Genomic DNA, 15,561 nt, shown 5'->3' with positions numbered 1-15,561 from the left:
CGGCCCGACAGGAGAGCATCGTGGCAAGACTGCTGTTCCGGCTGGGCAACGTGCCCGACGCCGAGGCCGAGGAGGTGCGGGCGCTGCTCGAGGCGCGCGGCTTCGACACCTACGAGACCCGAGCCGGCTTCTGGGGGCTCGGCGTGGCGGCCATCTGGCTGCGCGACGAGGGCCAGTATGAGGCGGCCCGGGAGGCCCTCGACGCCTACCAGGCGGGGCTCACCGAGCGGGTTCGCCAGGAGCGTGACGACCTGGCCGAACGCGGCGAGGCGCCGACCCTGTGGACGCGCCTGCGCCACCACCCCATCCGCATGCTGCTGGTGGCCATGGCGGTGGCGGGGATCCTGGCCCTCACCCTGCTGCCCTTCCTCTGGCTGATCTCTGGCTGATCGGCCAACGCCTGGCAACACGCCAAACCATGCAAACGACGACGCCCCCGCAGGCCAGGCCTGCGGGGGCGTCGCTGTGACGGGCGGGGGCCGGGAAGCAGCGCCCGGCCCCGCCGGTCAGCTGCGGATCAGGTGGTCGAAGGCGCCGAGGGCGGCCTTGGACCCTTCGCCCATGGCGATGATGATCTGCTTGTAGGGCACGGTAGTCACGTCGCCGGCGGCGAAGATGCCGGGCACGCTGGTGGTGCCGTGGGCGTCGGTGATGATCTCGCCGCGCTCGGAGAGCTCCACCGGGGAGCCCTTGAGCCACTCGGTGTTGGGCACCAGGCCGATCTGCACGAAGATGCCTTCCAGGTCGAGCTTCCTGATCTCGCCGCTGGCGCGCTCTTCAAAGGTGAGGCCGTTGACGCGGGTGCCGTCGCCGTTCACCTCGGTGGTGCGGGCCCCGAGGATGATGTCGACGTTGGGCAGGCTCTTCAGCTTCTTCTGCAGCACGGCGTCGGCGCGCATCTCGTCCATGAACTCGATCAGGGTCACATGGCCGACGATGCCGGCCAGGTCGATGGCCGCCTCGACGCCGGAGTTGCCGCCGCCGATCACCGCCACGCGCTTGCCCTTGAACAGCGGGCCGTCGCAGTGGGGGCAGTAGGCCACGCCCTTGTTGCGGTACTCGGCCTCGCCCGGCACGTTCATCTCGCGCCAGCGGGCGCCGGTGGCCAGGATCAGGGTCTTGCTCTTCAGGCTCGCCCCGGACTCGAACTGCACCTCGTGCTCGCCGCCGGCCTCGCCGGCCGGTACCAGCTTGACCGCACGCTGCAGGTTCATGATGTCGACCTCATACTCCTTGACGTGCTCCTCCAGCGCCGCGGCCAGCTTGGGGCCCTCGGTGTGGGAGACGGAGATGAAGTTCTCGATGGCCATGGTGTCGAGCACCTGGCCGCCGAAGCGCTCGGCGGCAACGCCGGTGCGGATGCCCTTGCGAGCGGCATAGACCGCCGCCGCGGCGCCGGCCGGGCCACCGCCCACCACCAGCACGTCGAAGGCGGCCTTGTCGTTGAGCTTGGCGGCCTCACGCTTGGCGGCACCGGTATCCACCTTGGCCAGGATCTGTTCCAGGCTCATGCGGCCCTGATCGAAGGGCTCGCCGTTGAGGTAGATGCTGGGCACCGACATCACCTGGCGCTCTTCCACCTCGTCCTGGAACAGGGCACCGTCGATGGCCACGTGGCTGACGCCCGGGTTAAGCACCGCCATCAGGTTCAGCGCCTGCACCACGTCCGGGCAGTTCTGGCAGGAGAGCGAGTAATAGGTCTCGAAGTGAAGCGGACCCTCGAGGCCCTTGATCTGCTCGATCACCTCGGCTCCGACCTTGGGCGGATGACCGCCCACCTGCAGCAGCGCCAGCACCAGGGAGGTGAACTCGTGGCCCATGGGGATACCGGCGAAGACGACACCCGTCGCCTCCCCGCCACGGGTGAGCGCGAAGGAGGGACGACGGGCGTCCTGACCATCGAGCTCGAGAGAAATCTTGTCGCTCAGGCCGGCGATATCGGTCAGCAGACCGTGCAGTTCCTGAGACTTGGCGCCGTCATCGAGGGAAGCGACGATCTCGAACGGCTGGGTGACCTTCTCCAGATAGGCTTTGAGCTGGCTTTTCAGATTGTCGTCCAACATGACAGCGGTTTCCTTCATGTTCGCGAAACAGGGTCACAAGGGGGCCGTACGAGCGCCGCAGGGCGTCGCGAGGGCGGTCTTGTGAGGGGGTAGGAACACCCGGGCAGGACTGCCCGGGTGGGGAGCGGCGAGGCCCGGGGCGGGGCCTCGCGGCAGGGGCAGATCGTTTAGATCTTGCCGACCAGGTCCAGGGACGGAGCCAGGGTCTTTTCGCCTTCCTTCCACTTGGCCGGGCAGACTTCGTTCGGGTTGTTGCGAACGTACTGGGCGGCCTTGAGCTTGCGCAGGCTCTCGGTGACATCGCGGGCGATGGCGTTGTCGTGGATCTCCAGGGTCTTGATCACGCCGTCCGGGTCGATCACGAAGGTGCCGCGCAGGGCCAGGCCGGCTTCTTCGATGTGCACACCGAAGGCGCGGGTCAGCTGGTGGGTCGGGTCGCCGACCAGCGGGAACTTGGCCTTGCCCACTGCCGGGGAGGTCTCGTGCCACACCTTGTGGGAGAAGTGAGTGTCGGTGGTGACGATGTAGACTTCGGCACCGGCCTTCTGGAACTCCTCGTAGTGGTCGGCAGCGTCCTCGACCTCGGTCGGGCAGTTGAAGGTGAAGGCGGCCGGCATGAAGATCACGACGGACCACTTGCCCTTCATGTTCTCTTCGGAGATCTCGACGAACTCACCGTTGTGGAAGGCGGTGGCGTTGAACGGCTGGACTTCGGTGTTGATCAGGGACATTCGAGAATGATCCTTTCGACTTTGGTATGAGGGGTGACCGGAATACGAGACGCATGGTAGCCCGCATCCGCCGATAGCGTAAATTGAATGGTGGCATCGAGGTGATAATTCAACCCTATGGGTGATGACACCCCGATGTCAGCCGATCTGGACGGCCTCGCCCTGGCGATCCAGCGCCAGGAACTGCTCGACGTTGCCCATCTTGAGCGACTCCACCATGCGGTTGAGCTGGGCCTCGGCCTGCTCCGCGCTCGGCGCCTCGCCGCCGCGGCCTGAGAGGGCGCCGACGAAGACGATGTCCCACTCGATGCCGGTCTCCCGGGACTCCGCCACCAGGGCGGCCATGTCGCTGAGCTCCTCGGGCGCCTTGTCGACGCAGAGCACCGGGGTGAGCACGCCGCCTACGCCCTGCTCGAAGTTGCGGCGCTGCTCGGCGGTGGGGTTATCGGGCAGCTCGGCCCGGGTGAAGACGAAGAGCAGGCGCTGGGCGTCGGGCTGCAGGCGCGACTCGCCGAGCAGATCGGCAAAGTTGGTGATGGCCAAGGGAACCTCCGGAGCGAAAGCGTGATCGATGAGCGCTAGCCTGCCCCCTTTCACGATGGCGCTCAAGGGGCAGGCGGGCGAATTGATTGAGTCAAGAGGGGCGGGGCAAGCTTGCCCCCGGCGCCCCTGGCTTGGCGGCTTGCGTGAGACTCAGCCGTGGCGGGCAGAGAGGATGGAGGAGAGGCCGTCGCAGGCCACCAGAGGGTCGTCGCAGTTGACCACCACCTCGGTGTGGCCGAGCACAAAGGCCTTGCCGGTGATGGTGTTCTCCACCACGGTGTGGGGCCCCTCCTGGCGGGTGCCGGTGAAGGTGCCGATGAAGCCGGTCTCGCGCAGGGAGACGGTCTCCAGCCGGTCGCCGGGGCGGATGCGCCCCTCGTGGTTCATCAGCGCCAGCCGCGCCGAGGTGCCGGTGCCGGTGGTGCTGCGGCAGATCACTCCCGGGTGAACGTAGGTGGTGGAGCGGGAGCGGTAGAAGTCGTCGGCCACCTGCTCCACCGGCCCCATGAAGTGCAGGAAGGGCAGCGGGCCCACGTCGCCCAGGGTGTAGTGGGAGAAGCCCCGCTCGGCCTGGATCGCCTCGACGATGCGGTGGGCGCACTCCGCGAGGCGCCGCTCCTCCTCCCGCACCAGCGAGAAGCCGAGCTCGGTGGCATCCACCAGGGCGTAGAAGCCGCCGCTGTAGGCCACCGAGTAGGTGACATCCCCCACCTCCGGCACATGGATCGACGCGCGGTAGGTGTCGATGTAGCTGGGCAGCCCCTCGCAGGTGATCGCCTCCACCACCCCGTTCTCCACCCGGGCCTCGATGTGGACCCGTCCCGCCGGGGCCTCCAGGGTGAAGTGCTGCACACCCTCCCGCTTGGGTACGATGCCGGCCTCGAGCACCGCGGTGGCGGTGCAGATGGTGTTGGAGCCCGAGTAGATGGGGTAGCCCATCACCTCCATGATGATGTAGCCGGCGGCGGCCTCCGGGTCGGTGGCCGGCACGATCAGGTCCACCGACATCTCGGGGATGCCGTAGGGCTCGAAGAGCAGCAGCTTGCGCAGGCCGTCGGCGGCGTCGCGCAGGTAGTGCATCTGGTCGCGCACCGTGTCGCCGGGCAGCGGCGCGATGCCACCGAGCACGATGCGGCTGACGTCGCCGCCGGCGTGGGTGTCCATCATCTGGAAGGTCAGCGGGCGGCTCATGGGCGCGGCTCCTGGCGGGCAGAGGGCTGGCTGGTAGAGGAAGAGACAAGGGCGAAGGGAGCGCCGTGCTCGTCCCACTGGCTATCGGGGACGATCACGATCTTGCCCAGGAAGTTGCTGCCGCGGCTGACGAAGTAGCGCTCGGCGGCGTGCAGCTCGGAAAGCTTGAAGGCGGCGTGGAGCACCGGCTTGAGCTGGCCCCCGCGGATCCACTCGACCAGCTGCTCCGCCTCCTCGCGGGTGCCGTGGGAGACGCCGAAGATCTGCACCTGGTAGAGGTAGATGCGCGTCCAGAGGATCTCCGAGATGTTGCCGCCGCTGGCGCCGGCGATGGAGAGCCGCGGATAGGTAGCGCGGGCCTTCATGTCGTGGATCATGGTGTCGATGAACAGATCGGTCATCTCGCCGCCAACCAGATCCATCACCGCGTCAACCGGCGCGCCGCCGGTGGCCTCCAGCACCCGGGGCACGAAGGTGGCCAGGTCGCCGCGGTCGATCACCGCCTCGGCCCCCAGCGCCTTGAGCGCCTCGGCCTTCTCAGGCTGGCTCACCGCATAGGGAATGGCCCCGACGATGCGGCAGAGCTGGATCAGCGCCGTGCCCACCCCGCCGCTGGCGCCGGTGACCAGCACCCGCTCGCCGGCACTGACCCGCGCCGAGGTCATCATATGATAGGCGGTCTGGTAGGAGCACATGCCCAGGGCGGCGAGCTCGGCGTCGGCAAGCTCAGGGTTAGACACCTGGTGGAACTGGTCCGCGGGCACCGCCACGTACTCGGCGAAGCCGCCGTCGGCGCCGTGGCCGTAGTAGTCCGGAGTCAGGTTGATGTCGCGGCGGGCGTCGGCGTAGAGGTTGAAGTCGAGCAGACCGCGCTCGCCGATCCGCGCCGGATCGACCCCCTCGCCCACCGCCGCCACGCGCCCGGCGATATCGGCACCCTGGATGCGCGGGAAGGTCAGCGTCGGCTCGCCGCCCATGGCAAAGGAGGTCACCTGCCCCTTCTTGACCGGGTAGAGCCCCTCGCGGGCCTTGCGATCGGTGTTGTTCTTGGCGGTGGCGGTGACCCGCACCAGCACCTCGCCCGGCCCCGGCCGGGGAACGGGGACATCGTCACGGTAGACCAGCCGGTCGACGTCACCGTGGCCGGTCAGCAGCATGGCCGACATGGTGGCGGGAATCTCGGTGGAAAAGGGAGAGTCGGGGGACGTCTCTGCCATCTGCTGCCTCCTCTGGCGATGCGCCCGGCAGGAGGCCGGGCGCAGGTTGTGCTGAGCGAGACGATAGCAGAGGCGTCCCGGGCGGACCGAGGGGGCCACCCGGTATTTCGGCCTCCCATTCTTTCTGTTCTTGCCGCCCGGAAGTTGCGATTCTTTCGGCTCGCTGCGGATGGCGCCGGGCCCGGAGCGAAATCAACGCCGCCGATGCGCTACCCTGAAGGCGACCGCCACGCCACCAGACCCGACCATGACCCGCAACCTGACCCGCAACCTGACCCGCAACCTGACCCGCAACCTGACCCAGCAACTCAATGTGACCCGGCATGGACGCGGTGCCATCCCGGTGGTTATGCTCCACGGCTTCGGCTGTGACCAGACGGTATGGAGCCGCCTGCTGCCGCGCCTGGAGGCCGACTACCAGCTGATCCTGCTCGACCTGCCCGGCTTCGGCGCCGCCGACCCCGCCGCCTTCGACCCGGACCGCCACGGCACCCCCGCGGGCCATGCCGAGGACGTGGCCGCCCTGTGCGAGGAGCTCCAGCTTGAGGGAGCGATGCTGGTGGGGCACTCCATCGGCGGCACCATCGGCATGATGGCCTCGCTGCTGCGCCCCGGCACCTTCGACAAGCTGGGCCTGATCTGCAGCTCGGCCCGCTACCTGGATGAGCCACCCCACTATCGCGGGGGCTACAGCGAGGCGGAGCTGGAAGGACTGATGCAGCTGATGGAGCAGAACTACCTGGACTGGGCCGGCGCCCTTTCCACCATCGCCCTGGGCGATGCCGGCACGCCGAGCCACCGACACGACCTCCAGCAGCGGCTGCTCGCCGTGCCGCCGGAGGTACTGCGCCCCCTGGCGCGCAGCATCTTCTTCGGCGATACCCGCCATCTGCTCCCCGGGGTGAGCGTGCCCAGCGTCGTCGTGCAGACCGCCCACGACGCCATCGTGCCGATGGAGGCCGCCGAGTATCTCGCCGACCACCTGCCCCAGGGCGAGCTGGTGGTGATGCAGAGCGCCGGCCACTATCCGCAGCTCACCGACCCGGAGACCCTGGCCTGGGTGCTGCGGGGCTGCCTGACCCTTCACGACCACTGAGGCGCTGCATGTCCATAGGCCCCACCGAACTGGCCCACTTCTGGGATCTCGCCCCGGCAGGCCAGGCCGTGGTCGACGAGCACGGCATCCTCCTGGCCGCCAACCGCACCCTGGCCGACTGGATGGGGGTGCCTCCCGCCGCGCTGGCCGGCAGCCCCGCCAGCGACCTCTTCACCTCGACGGCCCGCGTGCTCTACCTGGGCCTGCTGGCTTACCGCCTGGCCGAGCGCGGCCGGGCGGAGGAGGTCCACCTCGAGCTGGCCGTGCCCGGGACGCTCTCCCTGCCTGTGCTGTGCAGCGGGCGACGCATCCGCTACCACGGGGCTCACCTCATCCTGCTGACGCTGCAGGAGTTCTCCCGCAAGCATGCCCTCGAGAAGGAGATGCTGGCGTCCCGCCAGGCCAGCGAGCGGGCCCTCAGCCAGCGCGAGGCGGCCATCGCCGAGCTGGAATCCCTCGGACGCATCCTGGAGGCACGGCGCCTGGAACTCGAGGCGATCAACCAGCGCCTGGACCACGAGGCCAGCACCGACCCGCTCACCGGGCTGCCCAATCGGCGGCGGCTGGACGAGGCCCTGCTGGGCGCCATCCGCCACGGCGAGTCCCTGTCACTTCACGGCAGCTTCAGCCTGGCGCTGCTGGATGTAGATCACTTCAAGCAGATCAACGACCACCATGGCCACGCCGCCGGCGACCGGGTACTGGCGCGCCTCGCCGCCCTGCTCGAGGCCACGCTGCGCGGCGACGACCTGGCGGCTCGCGTCGGCGGCGAGGAGTTCGCCCTGCTGATGCCCCACACGCCCATGGGGGCGGCCCGCGGCGCTCTCCAGCGGCTGCTCGAGGCCATCCGGGCCCATGACTGGGAAGGTCTCAGGGTCACCGTCAGCAGCGGGCTGACCGACTTTCGGCCCGGCGACAGCCCACAGGCGATGCTGGAACGCGCCGACCGGGCACTCTACGCGGCCAAGGCCGCGGGACGGGACCGCATCGAGGACGGCTAGCCGGGTGGGCGTGATCACCGGAAGAAACAAGGGCCTACAACATCGTTGTAGGCCCTTGTCATTCTGGCGCGCCCGGCAGGAATCGAGCCTGAGAATGGCTCGCTGACCTCGGGCCGCTGAATACTTGACCCGCTCCCCAGGAACCATACTTGGCATGAATCATGCTTGAGTATATTGCGGTGTAGCCTCTTGACCAGGCCCGACAGACAGCAACGGAGGCATAGCTGTAGGCCAATTTTTTGAATTCATTATTCTTTTAGAAAATGGCTCGCCGGATCATGCGCAGCTTTCTGCACCAGGATGGAACGCAGGTGATGAATAACGGAGTGACAATGCACCGAAAAGTACCTCACCACCCTCACTGAACCGGCGCCCATCAAAGGCCACCGACCGGGAAGAAAGGCGCGAGAGCGTTACCTATCCAGAGCCGGACAGAGAGAGCGCCTGAAGGATTCGCAGCTGGACACAGGCAACAAGAAATGCCAGCGACCATTCATCTGACTGGAAAAGGAGGAGCTAGCGTTACACCGGCATCATGAAGCCAATCAACAAGTGCAAACAACGAAACCTAACCGCACCTTGGGAAATTCATCATGAAAATCAAGAAAGCATTTCTCGCTACCACCTTGTCTCTGGCGAGCCTCATGGCTGTCGCAACGGCCTACGCTCAGCAGCCAGTGAATGTCTCCTATAACGTAGCCGAAGGATCAAGCTGGCACCAAGGCGCGGAGCGCTTTCGTGATCTGGTAACCGAGTATTCAGATGGCGCTTTCCAGGTTCGCCTGCACCCCAATGCCGCCCTGGCCGGCGGTAGCGATCGGGTAGAAATGGAAATGACGCAGTCAGGCGCTATTCACTTCTTGATCAAGTCTACTACTTGGATGACAGGTCTGGATTCTCGATACCAGGTGCTGGGCTTACCATGGCTGTTCCCCGACCATGACACCGCCAATGCCGTGCTCGACGGCCCTGCAGGCGAAGCGCTTCTCCAGGACCTGGAACAGCGCGACTTGGTGGGGCTCGCCTGGGGCGTCAATGGGTTCCGCCAAGTCACCAACTCGCGTGGGCCCATCACCGAGCCAGCGGACCTGGATGGTCTGCGAATCCGCGTACCCGGCATCGAGCTATATCTTGCCATCTTCGAGGAATTGGGTGCCTCCCCCACCACCATGAATTTTGCTGAGGTGTTCACCGCATTGCAGACTGGAGCAGTCGATGGGCAGGAAAATCCTCTCTCCCTTATCTGGTCTTCAAGATTTCATGATGTCCAGGATCATGTGACGATCTGGAACTACTCCTACGATGCCTTGGCCTTCCTCGGCAGCGGCCCTTTCTGGCAAGGACTGAGTGCTGAAGACCAAGAGATGTTCCGTCGTGCCGCCAAGGAAGCCATGGACTTCCAGCGTGAAGTCGTCAAGCAGGAAGATATTGATCTTGTAGCAGAGCTGGAAAATGCCGGCATGACCGTGACCACTCTCAGTGATGAACAACTGGCTGCATTCCAAGAGGTTCTGGCGCCCGTCTATGAGCAATATAAATCCTCACTGGGCGAAGATTTCGTCAGCCTATTTGAAGAGGGAGTTGCGGAACAACAGCAGTAACTAGCCAGGCGGCCTGCAGTGCAGGCCGCCTGATATCCTGGACGGCGTGAGGCGCACTTGATGCAACTCCTGAAGAAGCCACTTACCTTTCTGCTCAGCCACTTTGAAGAAATCATAGTGGTCATCTGTATGTTCGGCATCGTGATATTGACCTTCACGGCTGTCATTGCCAGATATGTATTACGCATGCCAATCGCAGGGGCTGACGAAATAGCCACCTTCATGTTTCTCTGGGCGTCCTTGTTTGGCGCTTCCGCGGCATTCAAGTACAACAAACATGGCGGTGTGCCACTGCTGGTCGACCTGCTGCCAGTCAAGCTTCGCCGACTATCCGATCTGCTGGTACTGACTATAACCGCGATGTTCTTTGCCTTTCTTTCCTATTACAGCTGGAAGTTTCTCAGCCAATCGATAAGAGTGGGCCAAACCAGCCCAGCTACCGGCATACCGGTCTGGACCATTAATGCCGGAATCTTCGTAGCCTTGAGCATGTGCGCGATACGATGCCTTGAGGCCGTCGTGAGAGATCTGATCGGCATAAGCCGATTCCCTGCCGTACCTGTGTCGGACAACATAATATCCGAAGACAACCTGGAAGCATCAAACAAAACTTAAGCGAGCGCCTCAATGGACATCTTAACAAGCTCTGGAATTATCGCACTACTGCTTTTCTTTATATTCCTGCTCGCCAGCTTCCCCATCTCCGTTGCCTTGGGCCTGGGGGGTCTTGCTGTTTTTGCCTACCAGCAAATTGCACCCTTCACGACATTGCCACAGATTTTTTCAGGTGCAATTGACTCATTCACACTACTGGCCATACCGCTCTTCATTATCGCAGGAAACATGATTGCGCAAACAGGAATAGCGGCAAAGCTGGTATTTCTGGCTCAATTCATCCTTGGCAAGGTGCCGGGTGGACTTGCCATTACGGTCATAGTAGCAGGGGCATTCCTGGGGGCACTATCGGGGTCCAACGTGGCCGCCATCGCAGCATTAGGTTTCATGATTGCCGCCATGCAAAAAGCCGGTTATCCACTGGGCTTTTCCTGTGCTACCGTTGCAGCAGGCTGCACCTTCGGTGTCGTCATCCCCCCCAGCATCAACCTTATTCTCTATGGTGTGATTGCCAATGCTTCCATCCCGGCCCTGTTTGCCGCCGGGATTGGCCCCGGGATCATACTGGCAGTTGTGCTGTGCTCATACATATACATCGTGGCAAGGAAGAACAACTTCCCCATTGCCGATATCGAACGAAACTGGCCGGCATTCAGGCGTGCCTTCAAGGATGCCTTCTGGGGGTTGATGGCGCCGGTGATCATACTTGGCGGCATTTATGGAGGCATTTTCACGGCTACCGAAGCCGCCGCCGTCGCCGTTATCTATGTATTTATCATCGACCGCTTCGTCTATCGTAGGATTCGACTGAAAGATTATCCCTATCTCATGCTTCAATCCGGCCTGACCACCGGCGTGGTCATGCTGATTCTTGCCATGGCATCCATACTATCGTTTATCCTCATGGTAGATGGCACCGCCATGCAAGTGCGCGACTGGCTATTAACTGCAAGTGGCGGCAGTGCAACCATCATGCTGTTGCTGGTCAACTTCATCCTCTTTTTTGCGGGGGCCTTCCTGGACCCGGTCTCGGCGATTTACCTTCTTGTTCCGCTTCTCTTGCCTTCCGTACAGGCGGTAGGTGTCGATACCGTGCACTTCGGAGCCATCATGACCACCAACCTGTCGATGGCCCACATCACGCCCCCAATCGGGCTGGCGCTGTATCTGGCATCGCAGATCGCAGGTATTCCATTCACCAAGGCTGCCAAAGCCGTTCTCCCCTTTGTCGCCTGTGAAGTGGTGGCACTGATGATCGTCACCTTCGTGCCCGGCTTCACGCTGTTCTTTGTCAATCTCCTGACCTGACTGAAAAAACCCCACCGCCATGAGGCGGTGGGGTGGTCAGGTGCCATATGACTGGCGTGACATAGCGCTCGATACCGGCTCCTTCACTCAAACACGATGCGGGGAAAGTAGAAGCTCACCACCCAGTTCGGTGCATCGACGATCTCACTGATGCGCAGGTCGCCACACACCGAGCACAGCATGTACGCCTGCTCGGCGGGCAGGTTGCGGGTCTGGACCAGCCACTCGATGGCGCCCTCCAGCGCCTGGCGAGCCCCGCTCATCAGGTCGGGACCGATGCCGGTGAAGACCTCGTACCCGGCTCCGTCCAGGTGGCGCGTCACCGGGCCGGGGGTCGAGAAGCGAGGCATGGCAAGCGGGGTGTCCTTGATCAACTCCAGGGTGATGCTGACGTCCATGGCACTCTCGATGGCGGTGCCGCACACCTCGCCGTCACCCTGGGCGGCATGGGTATCACCGATGGAAAACAGCGCACCAGCCACTTCTACCGGCAGGTAGAGTACGCTTCCGGCCCCCAGGTCGCGGATGTCCAGGTTGCCGCCAACCCGGCGCGGCGGCACGATGGAGTGGCAGCCCTGGGCAGCCGGGGCCACGCCGATGGTCCCCGCAAACGGCTTGAGCGGTACCCTCGCATGCTTGCCGAAGGCGGCCGGGGTGAGTGTCTCACGCTCATAGCCCCATAGCGCCAGCGCTGGCTCGGGAAACTGGTCGGCGAGCAGGCCGAACCCGGGAATATTGGCGGTCCAGCCGAACCCGGAGGGGATGAAGTCGTTGAGGGTGATCTTCAGTATGTCACCGGGGACCGCGCCCTCGACATGGATTGGCCCGGTCACCGGGTTGATACGTTCGAAGGGCATCGTGGTCACCGCCTCGACACCCGATTCTCGAGTGAAGTGGCCTCCCGCAGCGTCGTGGCAAGCAAAGAGGAGCGTGGTGCCCGGCGCCACTCTCTCCACTGCGGCAATGCTGTTGTCCCAGCCGTGATGACAGTGGTGACCGTGAATGGTCTTGATCGGCAGTGACGGGCTCATGCGGGCGTCTCCTGCCCCATCAGGGTGAGGGCGATCTGCAGCAGCCGTGCATCCTGCCAGCGGTCGGCCACCAGTTGAACGCCCACCGGCATGTCGTTCTCGCCGTGGCTGAGCGGCAGGTTGAGGCATGGCACACCGAGCAGCGTCCAGGCCCGACAGTAGAGCGGATCGCCGGTGGCATCGATACCCTTCGGCGCCACCCCGGCTGCGCTGGCGGCGAGAATGACGTCGACCTCGCTGGCGAACACACCGGTCAGCGCCTTCTGCATGGCATCCGCAGCTCGGCGTGCCTCAAGATAGCGCGAGTGGCTCAGCGCTCTCCCCTCCTCGATTATCTCGACCAGCTTGGGGCCCATATGCTCGGATAGCCGCGCATATTCGCTGGCCAGGGTCTGGGCGGCCTCATAGGCCATGACCACTTTCTGATGCTCGACCAGCGCCTCATAACGCGCATCCAGCGCAAGCGGCACCACGATGGCGCCGGCCTGCTCCAGGCGCTCCTGGGCGTGGGCCAGGGCTCGCTCGACGTCGGCGTCGGCGTCGAGCGGCGTATCGCCAGGCAGGCTCCTTACGCCGACACGCACGCCGGCGAGACTCTCCAGCGGCTTGATGCGCGGTGCCCGGGTCAATGCGGAGTAGGTGGTGCAGATGTCCTCCATATGCCGCGCGAACCAGCCCAGGGTATCCAGCGACGGCGAGAAGGACTTCACGCCGGCGGCGCTGAGCGTATCGAAGGTCGGCTTGAAACCGAACACCCCGCAAAAGCTCGCCGGACGTATCATGCTGCCGGCGGTCTGGGTGCCGAAGGCCAGCGGCACCATGCCGGCGGCCACTGCCGCCGCCGAACCGCTCGATGAACCGCCGGGGGTTCGGGTGGGATCATGGGGGTTGCGGGTCTGGCCGGGGGTGAAGTAGGCGAACTCGGTGGAGACGGTCTTGCCCATGATCAGCGCCCCCTGCTGCTTGAGCAGCGTGACCAGGGCGGCATCCATCAGCGCAGATGGGGAGTGCAGGTAGCCGCGGGTCCCCCAACTGGTGGGCAGATCGACGGTGTCGATGATGTCCTTGAGGCCAACCGGGACGCCGTACAGCGGCTTGTCGGCCAGGCGGGCATCCAGCGTCGCGGGCTCTGCCGTCAGCGTTTCCCACGCCTGTACCTCGGGCTCCCGCTGCTCGATACGCTCACGGCATGCCTGCCACCAGTCGAGCGGCTGTGCGCTGCCCTCGCGCAGCGCGGTCTGATAGTTATCAATGGTGATGTCGTAGTTCACGTCACGTCTCCGCTTGCGTCCAGCAGCCGGATGGCTCGCTCAGACGATCAGATTGAAGCCGACCAGCAGCATCAGCAGCGCGAACAGGCGCCGGAGTAGCCGCTGCGACAGGTGGTGTGCGAGCCTCACGCCGAGTCTCGCGCAGGGCACGCTGAACAGCGCGATGCCGGCGAGTGCCGGCCAGTAGAGGTAACCCGTGCTGTAGGCAGGGAGATTGGTCTGGCCATGCCCCGTGATCAGGAAGGTAGCCGCCCCGACCGCTGCGATCGGCAGACCACAGGCCGCCGAGGTGCCGATGGCCCGCGCCAGGGTGGCACCGTTGCGCGACAGCCATGGCACGCTGAGCACCCCGCCGCCAACGCCAAATAGCGCCGAGAAGCTGCCAATCAAGGTACCCGCTGCCAACATGGCCGGCATGCCGGCCGGTTGCCGACCCTGGGCGGGCGGCCTGGCCAGCAGCATGCGTAGCGCCAGCAGCAGCATGAACAGCCCGAAGTACCGCTCCAGCAGCTCTGCTCGCAGCTGACCGGCGATCACTCCACCGATCACCGCGCCAAGCATCAGGCCGGGCAGCATCTTCCGCAGCAGAGCGGTCACTACCGCGCCTTGCTTCCAGTGGCCCAGCGCTGAGGACGCCCCGGTGACGGTGATGATCGCGAGAGAGGTGCCAATGGCCAGGTGAATCACCACGCTGGGCTCGACCCCCTGCTGGTTGAGGGCAACGATCAGCGCCGGCACGATCACCACTCCGCCCCCGATACCGAACAGACCGGCAATTACGCCGGCCACCGCACCCACCAGGCAGAAAAAGAGCAGCGCTGAAAGCATCCGGGTCTCGCTCCAACGTCGGTGACGGGTGGGGCCGACAGGCCCCCACCCGAGGATACGCTGCCACGGTGGTTACTGGACGACCTCGCTGGCAAAGGAGGCGTCGACGATATCGTCGTAGTACATCTCACCCTGAATATTGCCGACGAACTGCTGCATCTCGATGGCATTGGTGAAGGCGTCTTCGGTGATCATGACGCTCTCAGGATAGACGTTATTGTCGATCATCCTCTGCACGGCCGCGTTGACGACGTCACCTTGCAGGTCGCCGAATTCAATCCTCGCCACCGCCTTTGCGGTCTCGGCGTCGGAGTGGATCAGTGCCAAGGAGTCGTTGATCGCGCTCACGAAGCGCAACACCAGGTCGGGGTTGTTGTCGATCATGGCCTGCGAGGTATTGATGGTCGAGAAGGCATACTCGGGGTAGTCATCCGTGAAGGCGTGGATGATCTCGAGCCCCTGTGAGATGCCTTGCTCCACCTGAGGCTGGTAGGCGACGGCGATGTCACCCCGGCCGGACAGCACCGGACCCAGTTCGGAGCCGTTCTGCACCTCGGTGACGGTGACCTGTCCGTTGAGCCCGGCATCCTCGATCATTCGCCGGATCAGGGTGTTGGAGGTGCCCGGCGCCAGCCCGACTACCACGGTTTTACCTTCAAGATCCGCCGGCGAAGAGTAGCCAAGCTCGGGGTGCGCCAGCACCCAAACCGGCGCACTGTTGGCCACGGCACTGATTGCCTTGCCGCTTCCGCCCTGCTCCTGGGCGAAGCCGACATGCTCGGGGCCATGCACGGAGAACTGCGACTCTCCTGAGAGCACCGAAGCCAACGCCGCCGGCCCCGAGCCCGCGGAACGTACCACCGGCACATCAATATTGTGGTTGTTGAATAATCCCTCATGCTTGGCCACATACACCGGCAGGTAGAGAAGCGAGTGGAACGCCTCGTTAATCAGGATAGTGTCCATGTCCTGGGCTTGAGCAGAAGCCCCCATGGCCAGCAGGCCAGCGCCGAGAGCGAGTTTCTTGTAAGCGGAAGATATTTTCATCGTTAAATACCTCTTGTG

The 15,561-nt window shown here is 64.4% G+C and carries 15 protein-coding genes; 6 read left to right on the top strand and 9 right to left on the bottom strand.

The window, feature by feature from the left end:
• Window positions 1-20: 20 nt before the first annotated feature.
• Complete coding sequence (locus D1793_RS05370) at window positions 21-389, top strand: DUF6164 family protein (RefSeq protein ID WP_119021233.1); 369 nt, start codon at window positions 21-23, stop codon at window positions 387-389.
• 117 nt (window positions 390-506) lie between these two features.
• On the opposite strand, the gene ahpF is transcribed toward D1793_RS05370, so the two are convergent.
• The 5 genes from ahpF to D1793_RS05345 form a co-directional block, all read right to left on the bottom strand.
• On the bottom strand, window positions 507-2,063 hold the full coding sequence (gene ahpF, locus D1793_RS05365) for an alkyl hydroperoxide reductase subunit F (RefSeq protein WP_119021232.1): 1,557 nt from the start codon (window positions 2,061-2,063) through the stop codon (window positions 507-509).
• A 167-nt stretch (window positions 2,064-2,230) separates the two neighbouring features.
• Entirely contained in the window at window positions 2,231-2,794 is a 564-nt protein-coding gene (ahpC, locus tag D1793_RS05360; protein ID WP_119021231.1) for an alkyl hydroperoxide reductase subunit C, read from the bottom strand.
• A gap of 138 nt (window positions 2,795-2,932) precedes the next feature.
• Complete coding sequence (locus D1793_RS05355) at window positions 2,933-3,337, bottom strand: ribonucleotide reductase subunit alpha (RefSeq protein WP_119021230.1); 405 nt, start codon at window positions 3,335-3,337, stop codon at window positions 2,933-2,935.
• A gap of 150 nt (window positions 3,338-3,487) precedes the next feature.
• Window positions 3,488-4,528 carry a proline racemase family protein gene (locus D1793_RS05350; RefSeq protein WP_119021229.1) on the bottom strand — a complete coding sequence of 347 codons (1,041 nt, stop codon included), beginning with the start codon at window positions 4,526-4,528 and terminating at the stop codon, window positions 3,488-3,490.
• Complete coding sequence (locus D1793_RS05345) at window positions 4,525-5,745, bottom strand: zinc-binding dehydrogenase (RefSeq protein WP_119021228.1); 1,221 nt, start codon at window positions 5,743-5,745, stop codon at window positions 4,525-4,527. Before D1793_RS05345 ends, D1793_RS05350 begins: the two co-directional genes overlap by 4 nt.
• A gap of 247 nt (window positions 5,746-5,992) precedes the next feature.
• On the opposite strand from D1793_RS05345, the gene D1793_RS05340 reads away from it, so the two are divergent.
• The 5 genes from D1793_RS05340 (at window position 5,993) to D1793_RS05320 (ending at window position 11,366) form a co-directional block, all read left to right on the top strand.
• A complete protein-coding gene (locus D1793_RS05340) occupies window positions 5,993-6,841 on the top strand; it encodes an alpha/beta hydrolase (protein ID WP_162899920.1) in 849 nt (282 codons plus the stop codon).
• 8 nt (window positions 6,842-6,849) lie between these two features.
• The gene (locus D1793_RS05335) at window positions 6,850-7,842 is read left to right on the top strand and encodes a sensor domain-containing diguanylate cyclase (protein WP_119021226.1); all 993 of its coding nucleotides are present in this window, start codon (window positions 6,850-6,852) and stop codon (window positions 7,840-7,842) included.
• 593 nt (window positions 7,843-8,435) lie between these two features.
• Window positions 8,436-9,443: a DctP family TRAP transporter solute-binding subunit gene (locus D1793_RS05330; protein ID WP_119021225.1), complete on the top strand. Its 1,008-nt coding sequence runs from the start codon at window positions 8,436-8,438 to the stop codon at window positions 9,441-9,443.
• 60 nt (window positions 9,444-9,503) lie between these two features.
• Entirely contained in the window at window positions 9,504-10,058 is a 555-nt protein-coding gene (locus D1793_RS05325) for a TRAP transporter small permease (RefSeq protein WP_119021224.1), read from the top strand.
• A gap of 12 nt (window positions 10,059-10,070) precedes the next feature.
• Window positions 10,071-11,366 carry a TRAP transporter large permease gene (locus D1793_RS05320; RefSeq protein ID WP_119021223.1) on the top strand — a complete coding sequence of 432 codons (1,296 nt, stop codon included), beginning with the start codon at window positions 10,071-10,073 and terminating at the stop codon, window positions 11,364-11,366.
• 83 nt (window positions 11,367-11,449) lie between these two features.
• Here D1793_RS05320 and D1793_RS05315 read toward each other — a convergent pair whose 3' ends face one another.
• From D1793_RS05315 to D1793_RS05300, 4 genes are all read right to left on the bottom strand, one after another.
• A complete protein-coding gene (locus tag D1793_RS05315; protein ID WP_119021222.1) occupies window positions 11,450-12,397 on the bottom strand; it encodes an acetamidase/formamidase family protein in 948 nt (315 codons plus the stop codon).
• Entirely contained in the window at window positions 12,394-13,668 is a 1,275-nt protein-coding gene (locus tag D1793_RS05310) for an amidase (RefSeq protein ID WP_119021221.1), read from the bottom strand. Before D1793_RS05310 ends, D1793_RS05315 begins: the two co-directional genes overlap by 4 nt.
• A 39-nt stretch (window positions 13,669-13,707) precedes the next feature.
• Entirely contained in the window at window positions 13,708-14,496 is a 789-nt protein-coding gene (locus D1793_RS05305; RefSeq protein WP_119021220.1) for a sulfite exporter TauE/SafE family protein, read from the bottom strand.
• A gap of 72 nt (window positions 14,497-14,568) precedes the next feature.
• Window positions 14,569-15,543 carry an ABC transporter substrate-binding protein gene (locus D1793_RS05300; protein ID WP_119021219.1) on the bottom strand — a complete coding sequence of 325 codons (975 nt, stop codon included), beginning with the start codon at window positions 15,541-15,543 and terminating at the stop codon, window positions 14,569-14,571.
• Window positions 15,544-15,561: the final 18 nt, after the last annotated feature.

Origin of the sequence: Halomonas sp. JS92-SW72 (assembly GCF_003547075.1) — a bacterium.
GTDB lineage: Bacteria > Pseudomonadota > Gammaproteobacteria > Pseudomonadales > Halomonadaceae > Halomonas > Halomonas alkalicola.
Note: the sequence above shows the minus strand (reverse complement) of the source record. Positions and strands in the feature narration are given on the sequence as shown.